Genomic DNA, 22,308 nt, shown 5'->3' on the forward strand with positions numbered 1-22,308 from the left:
GAAATAGCAAAGCTAAGGGTATGTTGTAACATCCCTTTGTGTTTGAAAAAGTGAGTTCATTTTTATGACCTTGAGGTCATAAATAAAATATAACCTTGTGGTCATATTTTGTCAACATATATGGAGGCACTATGAATGTTAAAACTTAAAATCAAACTAAAAGAAGTGCTCAAAGAAAAAGGCATAACTCAAAAGCAATTAGAAGAACTATCAGGTGTATCACAAGCAAGAATTTCTAAACTAAGTAGTGGCGACCGACAAGAAGTGAACCTACTCATGCTTGAAAAAATCGCCCATGCCCTAGATATCAAAGACATATCCATACTGTTGCAATTTGAGGAAGAAAATAACTGATTATTGTACACTCGGTACACGCTAAAATTCAACACTCCACGAAGCCTGCATAATTATTGGGCTTCTCTTTTTCATTTCACGCAATTCCAATCGTACATCACCCCTATGCTTTGTTCCCCACATCTATATTTCTATCTTTCCATGACAAAGAAGGCTCACATCACTTTTATAGAGAGTCGAGCCTTTCTAAGTTTCAATTCATGCTCCCACACGAGGAGCGACAGCATGTGGTGAGAAGCCTTACTGCATAAGGCTTCTCACCGCATAAAGTGCGAATCTCATTTTTTAACTCAAAAAACGGAAGCAAATAGGCGTGAATTTCTAAAATCCCGCGCCCCACTTAAGGTCCGATGATCCGTTTTTTTATGTGCGCCTGGGGTTCGCACCGGATTAACTTTCCTGTTGCACTTATGTTAAAAGCAGATCAATCAACTTAATTTTGGCACTATTTTATCACAAAACCCCTACCATACTCTTATTTATACGATATAATCAAATAATATGGATAGTTCTTTTCGACTATCAAATGAATCGAATTACCCATAACATACATAAAAAAGGGGAATACAGATGAAAAAACTTAGCGTGTTTATGTTAGTATTATGTTGCTTCTCCATTTTGGCAGCCTGCTCTACCGATCCGGTTAAAAAAGATTTAATTACCTATGTGAATGATGGAATGCTTCCGTTAGCACAAGATGAAAAAACAGTAACTGAAAAATATGGATCCGTGACCGGTGATAACTTCACAGATGATGAAACACTATATAATACGTTACGAGACGAAATTATCCCACAATACACCAAATACCTTGATAAAGTTGAAGCAGTGAAGACGGAAACCTCTGAGGTGCGAGCTGTCCACGAAACCTACATCAAGGCGGTTAGCACTCAAAAGGAAGCATTCATTACGATGCTCGATGCGTTGGAAAAAGGGGATCTGAACTTAATTAATGAAAGTAACACCAAGCTAAGCGAGGGTAGAAAGCTATTCAGGGATTTTGGTGAACAGGTTAACACACTTGCCAAAGAGCATGATGTGACTTTGAATAAGAAATAAACAAAAAAAACTCCCATTATGGGAGTTTTCAGATTGTCGAGAAACCCCGTCATTTTGAGACGTGGGTTTCTTTTTCACATCATAATGCTCTGGTCTCTGGAGAAGCAGGGGGGGTTACCCCTGTTTCTCCAGGCGATCTAGGTGGATCGCCATCTTCTTCATGTTCTGCACGGATGCCGTCATAAGGGCTTGTTCCCTGACGTTTGGAAGACCGCGCAAACGGCAATAGCGAAACCCATGGAGCTCTTTGGCATCCGCTAAGCTTCGCTCAATCGTCTCTTTTCGTTTGCGGTACAGCTTTTTACCAGATGGGCTCAGCCGGTTGCTCCGTACCCACTCTTTGCTGTCTTCCCAGACATGCGAGTCACCACTTTGCGGTGGTTTCGAGACTGGGTACACTGACTTAGCAGTGGGCAATGCTGGCACTGAGCTGGGTCAGAGGCATACTGCCGGTATCCCTTTCGGTCCGTCGTTCGGTAGGGCAGTTCCTGTTGAGCTGGGCATCTATACACATTGCGTTTGGCATCGTATTCAAACTTCCATTTCGGAAACAGTCCTTGTCTGGGATGGAATCTTCGGTGAGCAATCACGGCAAAAATCTTTCGGTTCTGCAAACCTCGGCAAATCGGCGTTGTTAAATAACCTGAATCTAGTGCAACAGCTTCTACTTGAAAACCAAAACGTTCTCTTTGGCGATCCAAACGGGACAAATAGGGGACAGAATCATGTACATTTCCCGGCGTCACATGCACATCCGTAATCAGATTGTACTTCATATCCACCGTGCGGTGGTCCAGATAGAAGAAGCCTTCGGGCTTGCCATCACGGATCATATAGCCGCTGTCCGGGTCTGTTTTGCTCACTTTCATTTCTTTTTCTTCGTTCACTTCCTCTCGGGATTTTAAGGCTTTTTTCCGTGGTTTCTCCGGTCATCCTTCACCGCTTCGTTCAGCTCGTCCATATAGTCTTTAGTATTCTGCAACACTTGTTCTTTGGTGTACTGGTGCCTGTTAGCATTGGCTTTGACGTGTGTGGAATCGGTGACGAGAACACGCCCACCCACCATTCGGTGAGAGATCGCCTGCAGCACAATTTCATCGAAGATATCTTGAAAGATCGTGGTGTTTTTAAAGCGAGTGCGACGATTCCAGCTCATCGTCGTATGGTCCGGAACTTTATCCGTTAAGCCCAACCCCAGAAACCAACGATAAGCTAGGTTCGTCTGAATTTCTCGCTCGAGTTGCCGTTCTGAGCGAATGCCATAGAAATAACCGAGAAAGATCATTTTAAACAATACGGTAGGATCAATGGCAGGACGCCCGTTGTCTGCACAATACAGTGGTCGAACTTTATCATCGATAAACGAAAAATCGATATACTTATCTACTTTGCGGAGCAAGTGATCTTGAGGAACCAGATCTTCGATGGAAACAAATTCGTAGGATTGTTGTTTTTCGCGGTTGGAACGTAGCATATCAACACCATCCGTTCTACAATAGTTACCTATATTATACAACATTAACGCGGTGTCGTCTTAAACAAAATTAACATAAAATAGGCTGTCGAGACTTTCTCGACAGCCTGAAAACTCCCATTATGGGAGTTTTTTTGTTTATTTCAGGATTTTGCAAAATCCACACTTATGAATATTCGAAGCAAATTACCGCTTTACTTAATTCTTGGTCGTAAAATAAATAGACGGTATCCGCCCCACACGCTTGAAAATAATACCCGGTAATGGAACCGATATAGGTAAAAGTCTCACCATTGGGACGCTTAGGCACATGAAGCAGATTGGTTTGCTCGAACTGGAGCATCTCTTCCAGAGATTCATGATATTCCTTGATGTAACTTTGAGCCTTGTCAGACTGAAAAGCGATATCATCTAAAATTCCGTTAACTTCAGGGTAACTCAGCCCCCAACCACTGGATTGCTTTTCCTCAAAATCACGGGTGAGTTCTTCAACAGACTTTTTAGCCTCTCCAAAGGAGGAATATGGATAAATTTTATTATTTTCCAGGAAAAACGCTTTGCGAGCTTGGTAGTCTTGTTCATTATTCATATACACCTGTTCCAGTCCGCCCAACGCCATGACTTCTCTCTTCATACGTAGGTACGCTTTATCCCCGGTTGATTTCAGCGCTTCATAGGTAGCTTCCAATTGCTCCTTCTGATGAAGACTAAAATAATTCCAGTCTGCTTCGAATTTGTATTTGCCGTCAATTACATCGAATCCCAGCATATCTTGCTTGGTATATGAGGTATGAAAGTCCTGAGTATTTTCACCCACACAGCCTTCGTAGATTTCTTTTACGGAAACAAAATGCAGCCACTCATCTTGCTCCGGGAATAAAAACTGAAGATTTATCGAGCAAATCGGCAGAAAATGCTTGCGATGATGTTCAAGATCGCTGGCAAATACGTCCTCGTATGCTGGAAAACGTTTGATGAATCTCTCAGGTATGTTCATGGTAGTCCTCCTATATTGTATGGTTTTCCGGCAGCCTTCTAATCTGAAACGTTCCTTCCATGGAAATCACGCTATAGAGTTCATCAAATCCTTCTTCGTAGCTCGGAACCTCCAGTTTACTCATTACACTCTTAATACCAATCTCAGGAATATACTCTTTGCCTGTGCGCTGCTCATTACGCTTAATAGATTCTGCATAATCAGGTTCAAAGTAGTAGCCAATGATTTTAAATCCCTTGTTTTTACAAGCATCTATATATTTCTTTCGTTCTTCGACTGTTGGATTGGTATTGTCCACTACAAAACGCTGCATCGTTTCGATAGAGGCCTGAAGGTAAATATTTTCCCTATTTCGTGTTTTAAGCATATCCAGATTTATTCGCATATGTGTTTTGAAGAATTGTTCTTTATAAAAAGTCGACTTGCCCGAAGCCTGAATTCCTATAAAAATAACACACTCCAAATCTACACATCCTTGTCCAAGTATACATATTGGTTAATATAATCTCTATTCTGCGAAAAAATCGGTGTCTCATGATCAACATCCCACTTGCTTCTAACGGCTTCGCCTTTGTTGTATTGTTGTTTGGTAATGCAAATTCCCCGCTTTTGCCAGACCGGAAGGTCGTTCCAGTTTAGCCCTTTTTCCACAAAAAGCTTGTCTTGGAGCTGATTTCCGTTCAATCCTTCTAGTTCTGAATGCCTGAAATGGGCTTGAGCTACCATAGAAATGCTGTTTTTAGTAGCATCTTGTTGTCTCCATAGGAAGTAGTTTGTAACCTCATCCTGAGGCAAAACCCAAGCTCTCGCATCAAAAGTGGCTAAAGGCTGACCTGGGTAAACCTTTTGGATTTCCTCATTAAATTTGGCTGTAGCCAGAGAGGCAGATATGGACACCATCTTTTGAAGATTATTTTCAAACCAGGATTGCGTCGTTAATTTGTCATCATTCGTAAGAAGCAGTGAGATTTCATCGCTCTGATGATACACCAATTTACATCCCATAATGTTATAGGCCAAATATTTACACGTCTCCCATAATGCAAAAATTAGTTTCTCATCAAAAGGTTTCGTCATCCCACGCGTAAAGGTATGAAAATGCGCACCATCAATTCTGATGATTACTGGTAAACGGCGTGGTAGGCTTAATCTATAGGCATTTTCATATTCCTTCATCCTATTTCCAAAATCATTTTTTTTCATAAACTATGTAGGTTCCTTTCATGATCCGTGATTTACGTACGCAGTACAGGGCGATATGGGTTGCGGATAGCCAAGCTTTTCTTGAAGAAAAGCCCCCCCTCGTATGTGCAGGAGGACCGAGAACAGCAAAGGTTTAATCAGCTTCTTGCCGTCTTTTTTCTGTTGGTCGCTTGGGTTAGGACATCGTTAATTAAATCGAGGGTGAAGCCGAACTCTCCAACAATATGGATTCGATGTCGGTCCCGCTTTCTTTTTTATTTTGCAGTAATATTATCTTCAAATACAAAAACGGATATGGCTATATCTTCCTCCACTTTAATATCTGAAAAGAGGTGCAGCAGCCGAGAATCCATGTAATCCTCCAGTTCTTTATTGAAGTGTGTGGGATATATTTTTTGAACCATTTTGGTTCGGGCTGCATGCACCATCTCTTTCCCGGATTCTTCTTGTGCCAGAAACTTTTCGGATGGGGTTAAATTTCCATATAGCATCGTGATGGCCATATTATCTACAAAGGTTGTATGTATGCGCTCCGGGCCTTTCCCAAATAGCTCTTTACGTACTTTTCGAATAATTTCGTTAAAACCCGTTTCCCTTCTCATATCGCACCGCTCTCCTAAAATCTACTAAAATCCCTATTACTATTTCCATCATAACCGATTCCTATCATATAAAACAGAGACTAGCGAAAGTGATTTTTGGAACATGATTTTACGCAATTATAGGCGTTCATTAATTTTATTTAACATTCCCTCTAAAATTCGCTTCTCCTCTTCGGTCAGGGCCTGAACAATTTCGTCCTCCACCTTTTGAAAAGAGTCACTAAAAGCTTCAATCAATTCAATGGCTTTTGGTAAAACATAAATATTTTTTTGCCGCTCATTATTGGCCGGGATTTTGCGCTCGATGAATCCTTTTTGCTCAAGACCTTGAAGTATGCTTGTAATGCTGGCTCCGCGCAGATGAAACCGATCGGCAAGATCCTTCTGAATTAAATTATTTTCTTGATTCTCGTAGATATATCTAATCATTTTTCCTTGTTGAGCATTTAATCCCAACTCTTTTATGCTCTCGTCCGCTCTTTTCTTTAGCTTAAGACCGATAACCTGAAACAAATCCAGAAAAACCGTATCCTTTTGGGTTTTCATCATCGTACCTCCTCAAATTATTAGAAGTCTAATTGTCAGTAAATAAACTATATAAATCTCTAAACTGTTTGTCAAATGAAAATTAGTTTGTTGACAGTTATATAACTAACAGTTAGAATTCTAATTGTTTGAAGCTGAGCACTAAGGAGGAACGACATGAAGAATGTAACTCAAAGCTTTACGGTAGAAAAGGTTACAGCGATTACGAATGTACGTATTTTCGATGGAGAAAAAGTTATTGAGCCCAGAAATGTTATCATCCAGGGGGGAACTATTATTTCAGTAGGCGGAGACCTTCCGACGCATGCAACGATCATCGATGGGGAAAATGGGACATTATTACCCGGCCTGATTGATGCGCATGTTCACACTTCAATCGGAGGGTTAAGAGATGCTTTAAAATTCGGCGTCACGACAGAACTCGAAATGAACGGCAGTTTTACAGAAAGAGGGCGCAAAATCCAGTTGAAAAACGTGAATGATGCCGCTGAAGTCCGTTCTGCCGGCACAGCGATCACCGCTCCAGGTGGTCATCCGGATGAATTATTGCAGGATGAGGATGAAATTCCTGAGTTCGTATTAAAGGAATTGGAGAAGTTACCCAAGAAAGACCGGGAAGCTATGCTAGCCGCTTACGCTCACGATCACGAAAAAGTGCCCCAAGTGACGACAGTGGAAGAAGCGATCAAACATGTGCATACCCAAGTGGAGAGTGGCGCCGACTTTATTAAAATCATGATTGAAGAAGGGACGGTCTTGGGTGCCCCTGGACTGCCTATTTTAAGCGACGAAATTTTAAAAGCAGCTGTGGTAGAAGCCCATAAGTTCGATAAAATAGTCATAGCCCACGTCTTGACGGCTCATTCTTCGCAAACCGCCATCGATATTGGAGTCGACGGATTGGGTCACTTATTTCTCGACAGGCCCGAATACACATCTGAGTTGGTGAAATCCATAGCGGATTCAGGCGCATTTGTTATACCGTGCTTAGTATTGAACTCATCCATTCTGGGGAATCCAGCATCAGAATTGGCGAATGATTCACGTGTTTATTCCAAATTAAGTCCGGAATGGATCGATATTTTGAAATCAAGCTTCCATACTTTCCCGCAAGGCAATTTGGAGAATAGCTTTAAAAATGTGATGGATCTCCACCGTGCCGGTGTGGATATTCTGGTCGGGACGGATGTCGCTCCCGTTCCTGTTCCCAATCTTGGCGGCCTTGCTCATGGAGCCAGCGTTCATCATGAAATGCAATTGCTGGTTGAGGCCGGATTTACTCCCATAGAAGCGCTTCAGTCGGCTACCGCGAAACCGGCCCGTTGCTTTGGGCTTAACGATCGCGGCTGTATTGCCGAAGGTTCGCTCGCTGACCTTATACTAGTAAACGGTGATCCGACAACCAACATCTCTGATACTTTGTCGATCAAATCCGTATGGTTCAAAGGTGTGCAACAACTATGTTAATCGGAGCCTATCGAACAGGAACAACTTTCTAATCTCATTTATATGACTTCCATTTTTACTTTCCGAAGATAGCTTAATCTTGTTGCCAACGCAAAAACACCTCCAAGGTTATCTCCATATCTTACGACATGGGGTTTCACTTTGAAGGTGTTTTAATTGCAAGGAACATTGTAAAAACGTACAAACAGTGGTCCCAAATAATTTCGCCATGCTCTGTTTGTCATAAAATATACGGCTTACTCGTAGGCACCGATGTTCACAGCGGCTCCCTGTACTCTTGGCTTCCCGTCGATATCCAGTGTTCCAATTATGGCAAGGTCCGTGTTCCCGGCATCGATCGCAGATGACGAAGACTGCAAATGGAAGTCGCTGTTCGCGGCATTCGCGAATTTAGGATCGGCAAATAGAGAATGCGTATCGTTGCCGGTCCCCGATTTGTACGCGGAGAAACCCATATAACCCTTATTTTTCCAGATCCAATTCGCTTCCGAGCTTCCGCTCGGAGCAAAATATAAATTATAATCCACAACATTGCCGGAATTTTTGGTGTATCCATTGGAGATCAGCATATCCGTGGAGCTGGCCACGAAAATATTATTTTGGATCACGTTGTTTCGCGTATCATATTGAACCAAAAGCTGACCGCTTCCGTCCTCAAACGTATCGTTCTTGTATAGTGTATTGTTCACGATCTTGCAGTTTACCGTGGAGCCACGCTCCTCATTGTAACCGCCCATGGCAATGCCGGTCAGTCGGTTGTTATATATCACGTTGCTGCGGACCGTAATATTGCTGGTGGCTTTACCGGCGTGCTCGGAGGCAATTTCGACGCCGATATCGTTGTTGTAGCTGTAGTTCTGCTCAATAATACTGTCCTTGCCCCCATCTACATAAATGCCCCCGGCCGAGTTGTCATCGCTCTTGTAAGATGGGTTATTTTGAACTGAATTATTATACACCCGATTGCCCTTCACCAACCCGTTCCGCGCCTGATCATAAGTCGTATTCGGCGCGGTGCCCTCAAAGCCGATCAAATCAATCCCGATGTTGTCATCATCGTGAATGAGGTTGCCGGTCACCGCAAAGCCATCCACGTTGCCGTTTAAAACGAGCGATTCGCTGGAGCCCAGTACGAGATTATACAGCTCATTGCCGCTGATCGTAAGGTCGTGAATCGAAGCCGGAGCTTTCGTACCGTAAACAGCGATACCGTGAGCGTCCCGGCCCAGCCGATCTTTGCCGGTCGGAGTGACCGTGTTTTTGATGTCATGGATTTTATTGTTGGATAGATTAATGAAGCCGCCCGAACCGTGGACATAAATACCTACAGGCACCACGTTCTTGGAAGCAGTGGTAAAATTGCGGATTTCAAACCCCTGAACAGTAACGTAATTGACATCGGCCAGTTCGATCAGCCCTTCATTCCCGCTGACCGAAAGTCCGCTGCCATCAATAATGGCGGTCTCTGTCCCATAGTTGGTGAACACAATGGAACCTTGCGAAGCGGAGCCAGAGCGGGTAATCTTTACTTTCTGCTTGTACACGCCGCCCCGGACGTAAACCGTGCTGCCCGCAGGAGCCACGTCGGCCGCGTGCTGCAACGTCTTCCACGGCGCATCGTTCGTTCCGGCGTTAGAGTCGCTGCCGCTCGTGGCCACATAATATTCTGTACCGGCCGCGGAAGCGACGGGAGGTTGCACATTTCCGGCCCCCAGGCCAAGCCCGAAAACCACGGCTAAACCTACCAGAAACATTTGCCCGAATTTCTTCATGTTCCTCATCCCCCTTTGTTTTTCTTGTAAATTGCACCCTAATTCCACTAAATCTGGTTCTTTGGCATCGGCCATTAGTGCAACCTAATGCGCCATACCAAAGAACAGGAGGTCACCGTAATCGCTGTCGAAAGAAACAAGAAACCCTGCGTTTTAGTAATCGCAAGGTTTCTTGGTGATCAAAGCTGCTAACGTTGCCGCAGCTACCCTGTCGGCAGACTACGCATGTTCTTACTCCAAACGGACTAATCCTTTACCAGTCGATTAGAAAGCATCAACATGATAAAAGAGAATAAAATGATGACAGCTACCCAGCTCCAAGAGAGTGTCATATTTCCGACCTCGGACGCGGTGTAAATCGCTGTAGGCAGGGTTTGAGTCTGTTCAGGAATATTACCTGCAAGCATCAGCGTAGCACCAAATTCCCCTAACCCTCGGGCAAATCCGAGAATGTATCCTGAGATGAGCGGTCGGTAGGCAAGGGGCATCGTAATGTGGCGAAACACTTGCCATTCGTTGGCACCTTGCGCACGTGCAGCCTGCTCTACCTCCGGGTCTACAGCTTCAAAACCTGCTTTGATGGTGCGGTAAGCCAGTGGAAAAGCAACAACTACGGCCGCCACCACTGCAGCTCCCCACGTAAATACAATCGTCTGCTGGAACAGGCTTTCGAAGGCAGTGCCAATCCAGCTTTTCCTTCCCAGCAAGATGAGCAAAATAAAGCCGACAACAGTGGGAGGCAAAACGAGCGGAAGAAGTAGAACGGTCTCAATCACGCTGGTTCCCCTCCGCGACGTGCAGTTCGCCATCATCCGCGCTACCACAGTAGCTAATAAAAAGACGATGATGCTGGCGACGACAGCGACTTTAACAGATACGATAACCGGAGGAAGAAAAGCTGACCAATCCAATGGGACCCCCTCCTTTATCTGTAAATTCTATTTTCCCGTCATTTCTGTAGGGGCTGAAAATCCATCTTTACTGAACACACTCATAGCTTCATCTGTTCGTAGAAAATCAAGAAACTCTCCTGCTTCCTGGCTGTGTTTGGTTGCTTTTACAATGCCTTCAGGATACAGGATGGGTGCGTGCAATTCCTCGGGCACTTCCAGTGCTATGACCGTTTTATCGGATGATTTGGCATCCGTTAGATAGACGAGTCCTGCATCGGCGTTGCCTGTTTCAACATAATTTAATACCTGTCTTACGTCCTTGGCGAATACCATCTTAGGTTCCAGCTTGTCCCATAGCCCAGCCTTCGTTAACGATTCTTTAGAATATTGTCCGGCGGGAACGGTAGCAGGCTCCCCAACAGCCACTTTCAGGAAAGAAGAACCCATCAAGTCATTGAGCGTAATGCTTTTGTTATCTGTGCTTTTCGCCTTATCTTGCGGAATAACCACAACCAGTTTATTTTGAAGTAGCACGTTATCCTTTTCCACCAATGAAGCATCGGTTAATGCCTTCATTTGCTTCATGCCTGCCGAAATAAATACGTCAGCGGGTGCGCCTTGCTCAATTTGTTTTTGTAATGTACCAGATGAAGCGTAGTTAAAGGTAAGTTTGATATCTGGGTGCTTTTTCTCATACTGGCCCTTGAGCGTATTCAGACTATCTTGAAGACTCGCAGCGGCAGATACGACTAGTTCTGTCTTGGGTGCGGACTGTGCCGACTGTACAGCAGCCGGAGACGAACACCCAGCCAGAACCCATGCCAACAATCCAACGAACGTGAATATGTACCCAAATTTCTTTTTCAACTTGTTCTTCCCCTATCCTATAAATTCCAAAATGAGATAACAAAATGTGATAGTGAAAATAAGGAAGCATTGTACATCTCATAACGGGTCGAATCTATTGGGTCAACCCAAATATTTGTGATAAATTGATCTCGCCTCGGCGATGTCCTTCGTGCCATGAATTAAGACGCGACCATCCTGAAAAAGAACGATTCGATGCGTCCCGATAACAACGGATACCAGGTATGGATTATGCTCCACTTTGCCCCCCTGACGGGATAACAAACGTGCCGCTTCATTCAGATCACGTACAGCACCCGAAGCCGGGCGGATTTGAACCGTATCTCGTCCGCACAAGACAGCCGTTTTAGCCTGATGCTCCGATTGTAAAAAAGGATACACAGGGTGCTCACCACACGTTGGGCAATCGGCTTTCTTCATGGCGCTGATTTGAATCGCCTGATGCTGATTGTTCCACAGATCGAAAGAAATCAGCTTATTTTGCAAAGCCGAATCGTCCCCGGTGAGCAGCTTCAATGCCTCGGCGCTTTGATAAGCCGCCACCATCTGTACAGCCGGGCTAATCACACCGACCGTATCACAGGTTGCACCGCCGAGCGGTACGGTTCCGAGCAGGCAATGCAGGCACGGTGTCTGCCCCGGCACGATGGTAAAGGTTGTCCCATAACTACCTACACATGCCCCGTAAATCCAGGGTATTCGGTGCTTGACCGCATAATCGTTCATAAGCAAACGTGTATCGAAATTGTCAGTGGCATCTACGATGAGATCCACCCCTGCTGCGATATCGTCGATTTCCTCCAGCGAGACGTCCCGGACTAGCGCACGAATGTCCACGTCCGAATTGGTTTGCTGCAATCGCTTCTGCGCGGCCACTGCCTTGGGGATCTGATTACGGGCATCCGCTTCGTCATAGAGCTGTTGGCGCTGCAAATTACTCCAGTCTACATAATCACGGTCTACCAACGTCAGCCGTCCGATGCCCGCTCGCACCAGCATGTCAGCATTGGCAGTGCCCAGTGCGCCGGCCCCCACCATCAGCACGTGCTTACTACGGATATTTTGCTGGCCTGTCGGTCCAATTTTCGAGAATAATTCCTGTCTAGAATAACGGGCATGAGACGTATGCGCATGTGCAGCAACTTCTATTTTCTGGATCTTGTCCATTTCTGACATCGTTGATTTACGCCTCCATACTTATCCATTGATAGCTACAAGTTGATCAGACAAGCTAAAAGTTCAAATGTCCTCGCCCTTATTTGAAAGCTTTGGGGTACTTTGAGGGTTCCAGCCACCCAGCTGATGCCCCTTCCATTCTGAGCCGTCCTCCCACACTTCCTTTTTCCAAATCGGTACGATTTGCTTTAACCGTTCAATGGCATGGCGGCTGGCTTCATAGCAAGTATCGCGGTGTGCAGCTGAGACAGCAATCACCACACTCGTCTCTCCAATTCTTACCGTGCCAAGCCGATGTGTAATCGCAGTACGTGTGGAAGGCCAATGTTCTGTAATTTCGTCACCAATCTGCTTCATCGTGTTCATGGCCATCGGGACATACGCCTCATATTCAAGCAACACCGTTCGCTGACCTTGCGTAAATTCCCGAGTCGTACCATTAAAGGTCAGCGAGGCGCCATGAGAAGGGTCGAGTACCTTTGAGGTTACTTCATCGGCATCAATCGGGTCGTACGTAATGGCAAATAAACCACATTTTGAAACGACCGTCTCCATCCCGGATGCTGACTGATGAAGAGCAATTGCATCTGATGGAAGCACAAGTTCATTTGGAGAAGCCAGCTTTTTATGATGGGTAAAAAAAGAACCTGGCAGTTGTGAAGCCACTTCCGGGTACAGCTCATTCAGCCTTTTTCGAATGTCTGCAATGGTCACCGCTTCCTGTGAAAGTTCTACCGTGATCACATCACCAAGTTGCTCCGCCATATCTGCGAATAGTTGAATACGATATTGCATATGATCTGCCCCCTTGCACCTATTCTATCGAATTCACCTATCCTATTAAATAAAATCTACCCTCCTGAAACCGGAGGAATAATCGCAATCTCATCATGTATACTCACGAGGTCCTCAGGAGCGGCGTAGGCTTGATTTCTGGCAACAAAAGAACCCTGCAACTGAGCTGCTGATTCAGGGAAACGCTCGGATAGCAAGTCTTTTAATGCGGCAACGGTCATCGTTTTTTGCTCAGTAGGCACCATAATTATAGGCCCTCCCATCTGTTCCGCAAGTCCAGCAAATACTTGAATATGATAGTTCATTTAACATCCCCTCCTTTTCAGTACAGTGACTGCCCACCACATATGTACCAAGAAAAACCAACATGAATGAATACCTCGAAAGGTTTTATTCCATGCTGGTTAACTATGACGGTGTACATTGAAGATTATTATATTATATTTTAGATTCAACTAGTTCATCAATCCGTTCGGTATGCGTATATACATTCAGAGAACGACTGCGTATAAAGCCAACGGTCGTAATCCCCAGGTCCTCAGCCAACTCAAGTGCAAGCTCTGTGGGAGCTGACTTGGACAAAACAACTTCACAGCCAATCTTCGCAACCTTCAACAAAATTTCAGACGAAATGCGTCCGCTGAATACTATGATTTTGTCTTGTAATACAATATCATGTTTTAGGCAATGCCCATAGATTTTATCTAGCGCATTGTGTCGGCCGATATCTATTCTGGATAGGATCATCCCGTTTTTATCGCACAGCGCTGCATTATGAACACCACCGGTCTCCTGAAACGTAAGTGCCGAGTTTTGCATTAAATTCATCAAACGGAAACAATCGTCAAAAGACAGCGTAACATGGGTGTCATTCATTCTTTTTGCCACTTTGGCATCATTGATAAAATAAAAGCCCTGTCTACTTTTTCCGCAACAGGAGGTAATGTACCGTTTGGAATGAAAGTTTTGATAAAACTCATTCATTCGACGGGTTTTAATATGAACAAAGCCTTCTTTTTCCTGAACCCAAATATCTTCGATATCATCGTACCGTTGAATGACGCCTTCAGAGGCCAAAAAACCTACTGCCATATCCTCCACATACTCCGGTGTACAAACCATGGTAGCAAATTCCTGCTGATTGATTTTGATGGTCACCGGATGCTCCGTCACCACCGTGTCTTCAAAACGCTTGATCTGACCGTCACGATAACGGAAAATCTCACGTTTCACCTCAGCTGGCTTTTCCATGTGCTCCACTCCCTCATTTCTGACAGGCTGGCTCTCCGGCTCACCCGCCGATGTGTGACATTTCAATTTTAGACGTTGCTTGCTGTGTATGATTCAGTCGTTCCTCTGAATAACGATCGGTACGTTCTCTCCAAACACGCTCAATGTAAGCTCTAATCTCGTCATCGGACTGTTCGGAACGTAGCATCGCGCGAAGCTTGTACCCTTGAGAGGCAAACAGGCACGTGTACAAGGAGCCTTCAGCAGAAATTCTCGCTCGTGTACATGTGGAGCAGAAGGCGTCCGTAACAGACGAAATAATACCGATTTCCCCGTCTCTGTCCTGATACCTGTAGCGCGTCGCCACCTCACCTTTGTACTGGGGTGCGACAGGCTCTAACGGCATATGCTCGTGAATGGCTTCGATGATCTGCTGCTTGGAAACGACCTGATCCAATTTCCAGCCATTGGTGTTGCCTACATCCATAAACTCAACAAAACGTAAAATATGCTTTTTCTTTTGGAAATAGTCGGCCATGGGTACAATATCCTGATCGTTAAAGCCCTTTTGCACGACCATATTTATTTTCACCTGCATCCCTGCTTGATCCGCAGCCTCAATACCATCCAGCACCGCCTTTACGCTGCTTCTGCCCCCGTTCATTTGGCGGAATCGATCATCATCGAGCGAATCCAGACTAACCGTCACTCTCTTCAGTCCCGCCTCTCGCAGTGCTGCAGCATATTTAGGCAAAAATACGCCGTTTGTCGTCATTGCAATATCTTCAACCCCATCGAGTTGAGTTAACGAATGAATAAGCGAGGACAAATTTTTCCTCAGCAACGGCTCACCACCAGTAATACGCAGCTTCGTAACGCCCAGCGAGACAAAAATACGGGAAAGGCGTGTGATTTCCTCAAAGGTCAATATTTTTTCTTTTGGCAAAAACGGATAGTCATGGCCAAATATTTCTTCCGGCATACAATATCGGCACCGAAAATTACATCGGTCTATGACGGATATTCTTAAGTCCCGTAACGGACGATTCCATTGATCGTCGCTCCGGTTCGCCATCCTGTTCACCTCAATCCGTCTTCATTAATAAAACTCTTTACCCTTTAAATCGGAACGGTATTTCCATTCATTTTATACTGAACCAAAAAACCGGCATCACAACAACTTCTTCGCTTATGAATATCGAAGAATCTGCTAAATGCCGGTTAATTTATCTACATCAGGATTTTACGAATCCCACATCATGCGATATAGAAAAATCAAACTAACAAGCGCTGCGACAAATAAAATATACGCGATTCCCACGTACACTCCATTTACGATTGCTCTGAAATAGACTACATTCCTATTGTTAGCAATCCTGGAACGTTTGTCAATGATTTTTCGTTTTCTCAAACGATAATCATTATCAATTAAAAAAATAGTAATGTACCGTTGAACTATCTTAAATTTTACGTTATAGTTACACGAGATAACATGCAGAAAATGACATATCTAAGTTATTCAGAAGTTATTGATATACAGACGGTGCGTACTGTTTGTTATTAATACATATTCAAATGGCGGATTGGCCTCCAGGACCTAGAGCTTGGTCACTACTCCACCATAAACACAAGTGCTGGAACATGAGCACTTGTGTTTATGGTGGAGTTTTTTTATTCCTAATTTTTAAATTTAAAATCTGAAAGGAGCCTGAACCGTGACTGATAGTACGATCAAAATTACATTAAACGGACAGGAACTGAAAACGAAGAGCAGCGCAACGATTCTTGAAGTGATTAACGAAAACAATATCGCCCATCCCCAGCTGTGTTACGTTCCCGAAGTCGATCCGATCCGTACCTGTGACACATGTATCGTGGAAGTGGACGGAAAACTTATGCGTTCTTGCTCGACATTGGCTTCGGATGGAATGAATATTCATTTACATTCGGATCGCGCGAAAGCAGCTCAAACCGAGGCTATGGACCGATTGCTGGAAAATCATCTCCTCTACTGCACCGTATGTGATAATAACAACGGTAATTGTACTTTACATAATACAGCAGAGCTTATGGAAATTGAACATCAAAAATATCCATATCAACCGAAAGTTGACCCAACAGAAGTAGATATGTCTCATCCCTTCTACCGATATGACCCCAATCAATGTATTGCATGCGGCCAATGCGTAGAGGTATGCCAAAACCTTCAGGTTAATGAAACACTGTCCCTCGACTGGGAGGCTGAACGTCCTCGCGTCATATGGGATGACCGGGTTGCGATTAACGATTCCTCCTGCGTTAGCTGTGGTCAGTGTGTAACCGTCTGTCCATGTAATGCCTTGATGGAGAAATCTATGCTGGGAGAAGCAGGCTTCATGAGTGGCATGAGCAAGGATTTATTAAATCCGATGGTGGATTTAATAAAGGAAGTGGAACCGGGCTATAGTGGGATTTTTGCTATTTCCGAAGCCGAAGCAGCGATGCGCGAAACCCGTACGCAAAAAACGAAAACCATCTGTACGTTTTGCGGTGTAGGTTGCAGCTTTGAGGTTTGGACCAAAGGTCGCAAAATTTTGAAGGTACAACCTACCTCTGAAGGACCTGTTAACGGCATCTCGACATGCGTAAAAGGTAAATTTGGCTGGGATTTTGTGAACAGCGATCAGCGTCTGACCTCCCCTTTAATTCGTCAAGGTGACGAATTTGTGGAAGCAACCTGGGAAGAAGCACTGAGCCTGATGGCCAGTAAAATGGGAGCTATTCAAGAAACTTACGGTGGCGAAGCACTCGGCTTTATTTCTTCGTCCAAATTTACCAATGAAGAAAACTATTTGATGCAGAAGTTGGCTCGTCAGGTCTTCCAAACGAATAACGTCGATAATTGCTCACGGTATTGCCAATCTCCTGCGTCATGGGGGCTGCAATACACCGGAGGCATCGGTGGGGACAGCGGTACGATTAAAGATATTGCCAAAGCAGGTTTGGTCGTGCTGGTCGGTTGCGCGCCGGGAGAAGGACATCCGGTGCTGGCTACGCGTATCAAACGTGCGCATAAGCTGCACGGTCAAAAGTTAATCTCGGTCGACCTGCGCAAGCATGAAATGGCAGAACGCGCAGATCTGTTCATTCGTCCGAAGCAAGGTACTGATTATGTATGGTTATCCGCTGTAGCCAAATACATCATTGAGCAAAACTGGCATGATGCAAAATTCATTGAAAAGCATGTAAACTTCTATCCTGAATATTTGAAATTGCTAGAGCGATTCACCCTGGACTTTGCCGAACAGGAAACTGGTATTTCCAAAGAGACACTGATTCAGGTAGCGACTATGATTCACGAAGCCGACGGCACTGCCATTTGCTGGGGCATGGGTGTGACGCAAAACATCGCAGGCTCTTACACTTCGATTGCGATTGCCAACCTGCTGCTGGTGACTGGAAACTTTATGCGTCCGGGTGCAGGCGCATATCCGCTTCGCGGACATAACAATGTTCAGGGTGCTGCCGATATGGGTACGATGCCGGATATTTTCCCGGGCTATCAGCCCGTGACGAACGATGTCATTCGTGCCAAGTTTGAAGCAGCCTACGGCGTACAAATCCCAGGTCAACGCGGACTGGACAACATTCAGATGCTAGAAGCCATTGAAGCAGGTGAGCTCAAAGCGATGTATATCGCTGGAGAAGAGATGGCATGGGTGGATGCCGACTCCAACCATACCCAAGAAATGCTGGCGAATTTGGATTTCCTTGTCGTTCAAGATGTATTTCTGAGCAAGACAGCTGAATTCGCTGACGTTATTTTGCCAGCCGTACCTTCACTTGAAAAAGACGGAACCTTTACGAACACCGAACGTCGTGTCCAGCGTTTATACGAAGCACTCCGCCCTATGGGAGACAGTAAACCGGATTGGTGGATTTTCAGCCAATTTGCCAAGCATATGGGATTTGATTGGGATTACAGCCATCCAAGTGAAATTTTTGAGGAAATGGCGTCGCTCACTCCATTTTTCTCCCAATGTAATTATGACGTATTGGAAGGCTGGAACAGCTTCCACTGGGGGTCGCCGGATGGTAGCAATACACCGCTGCTGCACACCAACGGCTTTAACTTTCCAGATAAAAAAGCGCGTTTGGGACTTTTCGAATATGTACCCCCAAAAGAATACCCTGTTGAATTCGATCTGACCTTAAATAATGGTCGACTGCTCGAACAGTTTCATGAGGGAAATATGACGACCAAATCGGCAGGCATTCAGCTCAAACTCCCAAAAGTATTTGTGGAAGTGTCACCTGAATTGGCTGAGGAGCGCGGAATCCATAATGGATCGCTGGTTCGATTGGAATCTCCTTATGGTGCGGTCAAGCTACGAGTTCTGGTGACAGACCGGGTGCAAGGAACTGAAATTTATGTGCCGATGCACTCTACCAGCCATGATAGTGCGGTCAATCTGTTAACTGGTGGAGCATTCGATGTGGTCACTCGCACACCGGCCTATAAACAAGCCAAAGTAAGGATGCAAATTTTGGAGGTAGACGGTCAAAATCCATTACCACGTATCAATCCGCGTTACAAAAAGCGTCATCCGCAAAATGGGGTTGAAGTGGACCGTAAGTGGAATCGTCCCGGTTACGTCGATTTGGTGGATCAAAAATAAGGAGGTCGAACCGTGGCTAAGCCTATTTCAATTGTGAGAAAACGCATTTTGACAGAAGAAGAACGGCAAAAACAATCGCTAGATCAGCTTACTGCTGATCTGGCGGACAATGGGGCGGCACTGCAGAAGACGCTTGAAATCGTACGTGAGCTGCACGATAGTGGTCTTCTCGAAGCAGCCCAGTCTATGCTAAAGGCTAAAGAAAGCATCGCCAAAATCGCTGTAGGACAAGCGACGCGTAAGCCTGTGACGAACATCATCAATAATCTCATGGGAGCAGCCGGAATGCTGTCTGAGGTAGACCCCGAGCTGATGAAAAAGCTGACAAACAGCGTTACTAATGGCCTGAACGAAGCCAATGAACATCTAAAACAGAATAAAAAGACTCGTCTGCGCGATCTTATGAAGGCGATGAATGATCCAGATGTAAACCGTGCAATGGGATTTGGCATTCATTTTCTCAAAGGAGTGGGAAAAAGTTTGTCTGATAAATAACTCATAGAGTGTGAATGTGGAAGACTAGTAACAACAGACAATAAAAAGAGCTGGCTCCGAAAACGGGGGCAGCTCTTTTTATTTATTTTTTATCCACTTGCAATAGCGTCACCGTTTTAAGAGAAACAGCATCTTTTATTTGCTCCTCTGCGATGACCTTGAGCTTAAGCAAACTGGCAATCTTCGACGTATCCGGCTTGGAAAACAAGCGCCATAGCTGCGGATCAGGCAGTGAATCATACAGCTTTGTATGATCATATTCCTTGCGGTGCTGCTGTATAATCTTGACTCGGTAGTTGCCAATTTCCCAATCTGATACTTCCTGCTGTGCACAATGAGCGGTAATGTCATTACGCAAATTAGTCAGTTCACCTTCAATTTCTTTTTGCTTTTGCTTTAACTGGTAGTAGCGACGCACCTTGTTTTCCAATCCCATCACGCTCCTTGCTTACATATGTATGTTTGCAGAAGCGTTTTAGGACAAGTTTTGTGATGTTAGGATTGAAGGTATAACTGCAAAAGCATTTCTCGGGTAATGGAAAGATCCCTAAGTTGAGCCATCATCATCCAAACTTTATTTAGGTACATTCGTCCCTGGGTTTACAGGCCCTGCTCCTTGGGATTTCCCCTTACGCTTCATATAATTGGCCCAGTATGCCGTTAGAATAGGTACTAAAATCGAGGTCACAATGACTGAAGCGGCAACTAATGCCGTTGCAGATTGCGCAACAGGCAGGAACTCAGGCTTGATATTGGCGACAATGACTGGGTTCGCTACTGCTGCACCTGCTGTACTGGAAGCTGCGATCCCTGCTGTACCGTTGCCACCACCGATATATTTGTCCGTCAAAATTAGTGGAATACCTGTAACTAGAATGACAAAAATACCCAATAAAATACCAAGCATACCTGTCTGGACAATGACACTCAAGTCAATGGAACACCCAAGTGCAAAACCGAAAAATGGAATTAAGGCTTGCGTTGCGTTCCCAAAATACTTTCGGAAATCATGATCCAGATTGCCCAACATAAAGCCGATCAAAAATGGTAATACCGCCCCCACAAATGTCTGCGGTTCGAAAACGGCCAGTCCGGTGCTACCCAAAATAATCATGGTCACTAATGGACCCGATTCCAGTGACATCAGTACAAATGCTCCCGCCTCTTCCTTGGAGCCATACTGCTGCATAATGGAGGCGTATAACCCGCCGTTCGTCATATCCATAGCCGAGATCAGCGCCAGCACCGACAAACCTGCAAATAGCCCACTTTCTACACCCCCAACAGGCAGCAATCTGGATGCAATGATCGCCACTACCCACGCGACCGCGATTTTAGTCAATACGAGCGTTCCTGATTTACGCAATACAGTACCCGTCGCTCGCACATCTATAGAAGCCCCCATACAAAAAAACCACACTGCTAAAATGGGTACCGTACCTGTCATCAGCCCTTTGGTAAAAGATCCAAAATAGTCGCCTGCCCATGGAGTAAATGTATGAAAAAGCGCGCCAATAAACAGCGGCACCAGCATAATGCCCCCTGGAATTTTATCAATGTTTTGTTTGATTTTCATAACTTCGTTCAACCCTTTCGTTTTTGCCAATGCAAAAACAAGGCCGTGTCACTTGCGGCTCAAACCGAGCTCGGGAATCAGTCTCGCGAAGGTATCATGACTCTCCTTCAGTTGTCGCGCGAATGCGTCTGCATCCTGGACACGCAATCCCAACCCATGCTTACGCATTTCCTCCCTGAATTCCTCGTCTTTCGTTCCCTTGATCAGTGCATCCGTTAGCGTTTGAGCAACTGCATCCGGTGTATCCTTAGGCACAGCCAGCCCTCTCCAAGTGCCGATAAAATGTACACGCAGCCCAGTGGCTTGCTGTAGTGTCGGCACTTTTGGAAACGCTTCCGAAATAGTGTCTGACTGGATCGCCAGTATGCGAAGTTTCCCTTCGTCCACGTATTTCTTCACTTCTGCGGGACTGACGGGTACAGCATCCACAAATCCGCTCATTAAAGCGGAGACGGCTGGGCCTGCTCCCTCATAAGGGATATGGGTAAAGCGGACTCCACTTTTCTGTTCCAGCATTGCGGCAGCAAGGTGCCATATGCTCCCTGTGCCTGCATTCCCCATTTTAAGCTTGCCGGGATGGGCCTCAGCATCCTCCAGAAATGCCTCTGCTGTCTTCCATGGTGCATCCGCCCGGACCGTAATGGCGGAAGGGTCCATATTGGTTTGAAGCAGCGGCTTAAATCGCTCATAGGTAAGCGGTAGCAGTCCCAAATGAGGCAACGTAGTCAGCTCAGCGACCAGATACGTTACGGTATAACCGTCCGCCTGCGCCTCAGCCCCTTCCATCAGCCCGACAGAACCGCCTCCTCCCGTTCGATTAACGACGATGATCGGCTGACCGAGATGCTTTTCGGCGGCTTTCGCCAACGCTCTCGCGGTAATATCCGTACCGCCTCCGGCTGCATAAGGAACGACGAGGGTTATTGGCTTCGTAGGAAATATACGGCTGTGATCCTGCAAGGTGCGGTGATCCACATATTCACTGATACTCAAGGCAGAAAGCATAGCTACTCCCGCCGCAACCAGCACATATTTTTGCCATGGCTTTTTCTTCATTACGTTTCCTCTTCTCAAAAATGAACTGGGCCCGTCATGCGCCCGTTTTCACCTCCAACGTTTTCGGTCTTGTTGTTTGCGTTTACAT

The 22,308-nt window shown here is 45.3% G+C and carries 21 protein-coding genes and 1 pseudogene; 5 read left to right on the forward strand and 17 right to left on the reverse strand.

The genetic code is table 11. The annotated features are described in order from the left end of the window. The first annotated feature begins 135 nt into the window (after window positions 1-135). Window positions 136-354 (forward strand): helix-turn-helix domain-containing protein, encoded by a 219-nt coding sequence (locus ACYCS5_RS03130; RefSeq protein WP_165148888.1) that lies wholly within the window; start codon window positions 136-138, stop codon window positions 352-354. A gap of 570 nt (window positions 355-924) precedes the next feature. After that, the gene (locus ACYCS5_RS03135) at window positions 925-1,413 is read left to right on the forward strand and encodes a hypothetical protein (RefSeq protein ID WP_459760780.1); all 489 of its coding nucleotides are present in this window, start codon (window positions 925-927) and stop codon (window positions 1,411-1,413) included. Window positions 1,414-1,527: 114 nt separating this feature from the next. Here ACYCS5_RS03135 and ACYCS5_RS03140 read toward each other — a convergent pair. The 6 genes and pseudogenes from ACYCS5_RS03140 to ACYCS5_RS03165 all read right to left on the reverse strand — a co-directional run bounded on the left by ACYCS5_RS03140 (window position 1,528) and on the right by ACYCS5_RS03165 (window position 6,235). Next, window positions 1,528-2,887: pseudogene (locus tag ACYCS5_RS03140) on the reverse strand (IS1182 family transposase). A 166-nt stretch (window positions 2,888-3,053) separates the two neighbouring features. Continuing rightward, entirely contained in the window at window positions 3,054-3,884 is an 831-nt protein-coding gene (locus tag ACYCS5_RS03145) for a siderophore biosynthesis protein (protein ID WP_165149906.1), read from the reverse strand. 10 nt (window positions 3,885-3,894) lie between these two features. Beyond that, entirely contained in the window at window positions 3,895-4,347 is a 453-nt protein-coding gene (locus ACYCS5_RS03150) for an AAA family ATPase (protein WP_165149904.1), read from the reverse strand. 2 nt (window positions 4,348-4,349) lie between these two features. Then, window positions 4,350-5,087: a tRNA(His) guanylyltransferase Thg1 family protein gene (locus ACYCS5_RS03155; RefSeq protein WP_025718215.1), complete on the reverse strand. Its 738-nt coding sequence runs from the start codon at window positions 5,085-5,087 to the stop codon at window positions 4,350-4,352. 254 nt (window positions 5,088-5,341) lie between these two features. Continuing rightward, window positions 5,342-5,689 (reverse strand): Na-translocating system protein MpsC family protein, encoded by a 348-nt coding sequence (locus ACYCS5_RS03160; protein ID WP_013311231.1) that lies wholly within the window; start codon window positions 5,687-5,689, stop codon window positions 5,342-5,344. A gap of 117 nt (window positions 5,690-5,806) precedes the next feature. Beyond that, window positions 5,807-6,235 carry a MarR family winged helix-turn-helix transcriptional regulator gene (locus ACYCS5_RS03165; RefSeq protein ID WP_039274520.1) on the reverse strand — a complete coding sequence of 143 codons (429 nt, stop codon included), beginning with the start codon at window positions 6,233-6,235 and terminating at the stop codon, window positions 5,807-5,809. Window positions 6,236-6,391: 156 nt separating this feature from the next. On the opposite strand from ACYCS5_RS03165, the gene ACYCS5_RS03170 reads away from it, so the two are divergent. Then, the gene (locus ACYCS5_RS03170) at window positions 6,392-7,702 is read left to right on the forward strand and encodes an amidohydrolase family protein (protein ID WP_165149902.1); all 1,311 of its coding nucleotides are present in this window, start codon (window positions 6,392-6,394) and stop codon (window positions 7,700-7,702) included. A gap of 236 nt (window positions 7,703-7,938) precedes the next feature. On the opposite strand, the gene ACYCS5_RS03175 is transcribed toward ACYCS5_RS03170, so the two are convergent. From ACYCS5_RS03175 to moaA, 8 genes are all read right to left on the reverse strand, one after another. Next, window positions 7,939-9,474 (reverse strand): choice-of-anchor Q domain-containing protein, encoded by a 1,536-nt coding sequence (locus ACYCS5_RS03175; RefSeq protein ID WP_459760781.1) that lies wholly within the window; start codon window positions 9,472-9,474, stop codon window positions 7,939-7,941. A gap of 245 nt (window positions 9,475-9,719) precedes the next feature. After that, complete coding sequence (modB, locus tag ACYCS5_RS03180) at window positions 9,720-10,385, reverse strand: molybdate ABC transporter permease subunit (RefSeq protein WP_039274516.1); 666 nt, start codon at window positions 10,383-10,385, stop codon at window positions 9,720-9,722. Between the two features lie 27 nt (window positions 10,386-10,412). Beyond that, window positions 10,413-11,234 (reverse strand): molybdate ABC transporter substrate-binding protein, encoded by an 822-nt coding sequence (modA, locus tag ACYCS5_RS03185; RefSeq protein WP_165149898.1) that lies wholly within the window; start codon window positions 11,232-11,234, stop codon window positions 10,413-10,415. A 102-nt stretch (window positions 11,235-11,336) separates the two neighbouring features. Then, complete coding sequence (locus tag ACYCS5_RS03190; protein ID WP_029515414.1) at window positions 11,337-12,410, reverse strand: thiazole biosynthesis adenylyltransferase ThiF; 1,074 nt, start codon at window positions 12,408-12,410, stop codon at window positions 11,337-11,339. Window positions 12,411-12,473: 63 nt separating this feature from the next. Continuing rightward, entirely contained in the window at window positions 12,474-13,205 is a 732-nt protein-coding gene (locus ACYCS5_RS03195; RefSeq protein ID WP_459760782.1) for a molybdenum cofactor biosynthesis protein, read from the reverse strand. Window positions 13,206-13,261: 56 nt separating this feature from the next. Next, on the reverse strand, window positions 13,262-13,510 hold the full coding sequence (locus ACYCS5_RS03200) for a MoaD/ThiS family protein (RefSeq protein ID WP_340885999.1): 249 nt from the start codon (window positions 13,508-13,510) through the stop codon (window positions 13,262-13,264). Window positions 13,511-13,643: 133 nt separating this feature from the next. Then, window positions 13,644-14,456 (reverse strand): formate dehydrogenase accessory sulfurtransferase FdhD, encoded by an 813-nt coding sequence (gene fdhD / locus ACYCS5_RS03205; protein ID WP_039274507.1) that lies wholly within the window; start codon window positions 14,454-14,456, stop codon window positions 13,644-13,646. Between the two features lie 40 nt (window positions 14,457-14,496). After that, on the reverse strand, window positions 14,497-15,510 hold the full coding sequence (gene moaA / locus ACYCS5_RS03210) for a GTP 3',8-cyclase MoaA (RefSeq protein WP_039274505.1): 1,014 nt from the start codon (window positions 15,508-15,510) through the stop codon (window positions 14,497-14,499). 640 nt (window positions 15,511-16,150) lie between these two features. Between moaA and fdhF the strand changes: the two genes are divergently transcribed. Together fdhF and ACYCS5_RS03220 are read left to right on the forward strand one after the other, a co-directional pair. Continuing rightward, complete coding sequence (gene fdhF, locus ACYCS5_RS03215; protein ID WP_459760783.1) at window positions 16,151-19,093, forward strand: formate dehydrogenase subunit alpha; 2,943 nt, start codon at window positions 16,151-16,153, stop codon at window positions 19,091-19,093. A 12-nt stretch (window positions 19,094-19,105) separates the two neighbouring features. Beyond that, window positions 19,106-19,588 (forward strand): helical membrane plugin domain-containing protein, encoded by a 483-nt coding sequence (locus ACYCS5_RS03220; RefSeq protein ID WP_039274499.1) that lies wholly within the window; start codon window positions 19,106-19,108, stop codon window positions 19,586-19,588. An 82-nt stretch (window positions 19,589-19,670) separates the two neighbouring features. Here the strand turns inward: ACYCS5_RS03220 and ACYCS5_RS03225 are convergent, their stop codons facing one another. The 3 genes from ACYCS5_RS03225 to ACYCS5_RS03235 all read right to left on the reverse strand — a co-directional run bounded on the left by ACYCS5_RS03225 (window position 19,671) and on the right by ACYCS5_RS03235 (window position 22,220). Next, window positions 19,671-20,024 carry a hypothetical protein gene (locus ACYCS5_RS03225; protein WP_274485675.1) on the reverse strand — a complete coding sequence of 118 codons (354 nt, stop codon included), beginning with the start codon at window positions 20,022-20,024 and terminating at the stop codon, window positions 19,671-19,673. A 138-nt stretch (window positions 20,025-20,162) separates the two neighbouring features. Further along, entirely contained in the window at window positions 20,163-21,164 is a 1,002-nt protein-coding gene (gene kdgT / locus ACYCS5_RS03230) for a 2-keto-3-deoxygluconate transporter (RefSeq protein WP_459760784.1), read from the reverse strand. Between the two features lie 48 nt (window positions 21,165-21,212). Next, window positions 21,213-22,220 carry a tripartite tricarboxylate transporter substrate binding protein gene (locus tag ACYCS5_RS03235; protein ID WP_341071030.1) on the reverse strand — a complete coding sequence of 336 codons (1,008 nt, stop codon included), beginning with the start codon at window positions 22,218-22,220 and terminating at the stop codon, window positions 21,213-21,215. Window positions 22,221-22,308 lie beyond the last annotated feature (88 nt).

The sequence above is a fragment of the Paenibacillus sp. SEL3 genome, from assembly GCF_054602585.1.

Excerpts from the sequence above, each read along its gene's own strand:
- kdgT (WP_459760784.1), bottom strand. The coding sequence starts at position 21,164 with ATGAAAATCAAACAAAACATTGATAAAATTCCAGGGGGCATTATGCTG.
- ACYCS5_RS03225 (WP_274485675.1), bottom strand. The coding sequence starts at position 20,024 with ATGGGATTGGAAAACAAGGTGCGTCGCTACTACCAGTTAAAGCAAAAG.
- ACYCS5_RS03200 (WP_340885999.1), bottom strand. The coding sequence starts at position 13,510 with ATGAACTATCATATTCAAGTATTTGCTGGACTTGCGGAACAGATGGGA.
- ACYCS5_RS03130 (WP_165148888.1), top strand. The coding sequence starts at position 136 with ATGTTAAAACTTAAAATCAAACTAAAAGAAGTGCTCAAAGAAAAAGGC.
- ACYCS5_RS03190 (WP_029515414.1), bottom strand. The coding sequence starts at position 12,410 with ATGTCAGAAATGGACAAGATCCAGAAAATAGAAGTTGCTGCACATGCG.
- ACYCS5_RS03175 (WP_459760781.1), bottom strand. The coding sequence starts at position 9,474 with ATGAAGAAATTCGGGCAAATGTTTCTGGTAGGTTTAGCCGTGGTTTTC.
- ACYCS5_RS03195 (WP_459760782.1), bottom strand. The coding sequence starts at position 13,205 with ATGCAATATCGTATTCAACTATTCGCAGATATGGCGGAGCAACTTGGT.
- ACYCS5_RS03135 (WP_459760780.1), top strand. The coding sequence starts at position 925 with ATGAAAAAACTTAGCGTGTTTATGTTAGTATTATGTTGCTTCTCCATT.
- ACYCS5_RS03160 (WP_013311231.1), bottom strand. The coding sequence starts at position 5,689 with ATGAGAAGGGAAACGGGTTTTAACGAAATTATTCGAAAAGTACGTAAA.
- fdhD (WP_039274507.1), bottom strand. The coding sequence starts at position 14,456 with ATGGAAAAGCCAGCTGAGGTGAAACGTGAGATTTTCCGTTATCGTGAC.
- ACYCS5_RS03170 (WP_165149902.1), top strand. The coding sequence starts at position 6,392 with ATGAAGAATGTAACTCAAAGCTTTACGGTAGAAAAGGTTACAGCGATT.
- moaA (WP_039274505.1), bottom strand. The coding sequence starts at position 15,510 with ATGGCGAACCGGAGCGACGATCAATGGAATCGTCCGTTACGGGACTTA.
- ACYCS5_RS03165 (WP_039274520.1), bottom strand. The coding sequence starts at position 6,235 with ATGAAAACCCAAAAGGATACGGTTTTTCTGGATTTGTTTCAGGTTATC.
- ACYCS5_RS03235 (WP_341071030.1), bottom strand. The coding sequence starts at position 22,220 with ATGAAGAAAAAGCCATGGCAAAAATATGTGCTGGTTGCGGCGGGAGTA.
- ACYCS5_RS03155 (WP_025718215.1), bottom strand. The coding sequence starts at position 5,087 with ATGAAAAAAAATGATTTTGGAAATAGGATGAAGGAATATGAAAATGCC.
- ACYCS5_RS03145 (WP_165149906.1), bottom strand. The coding sequence starts at position 3,884 with ATGAACATACCTGAGAGATTCATCAAACGTTTTCCAGCATACGAGGAC.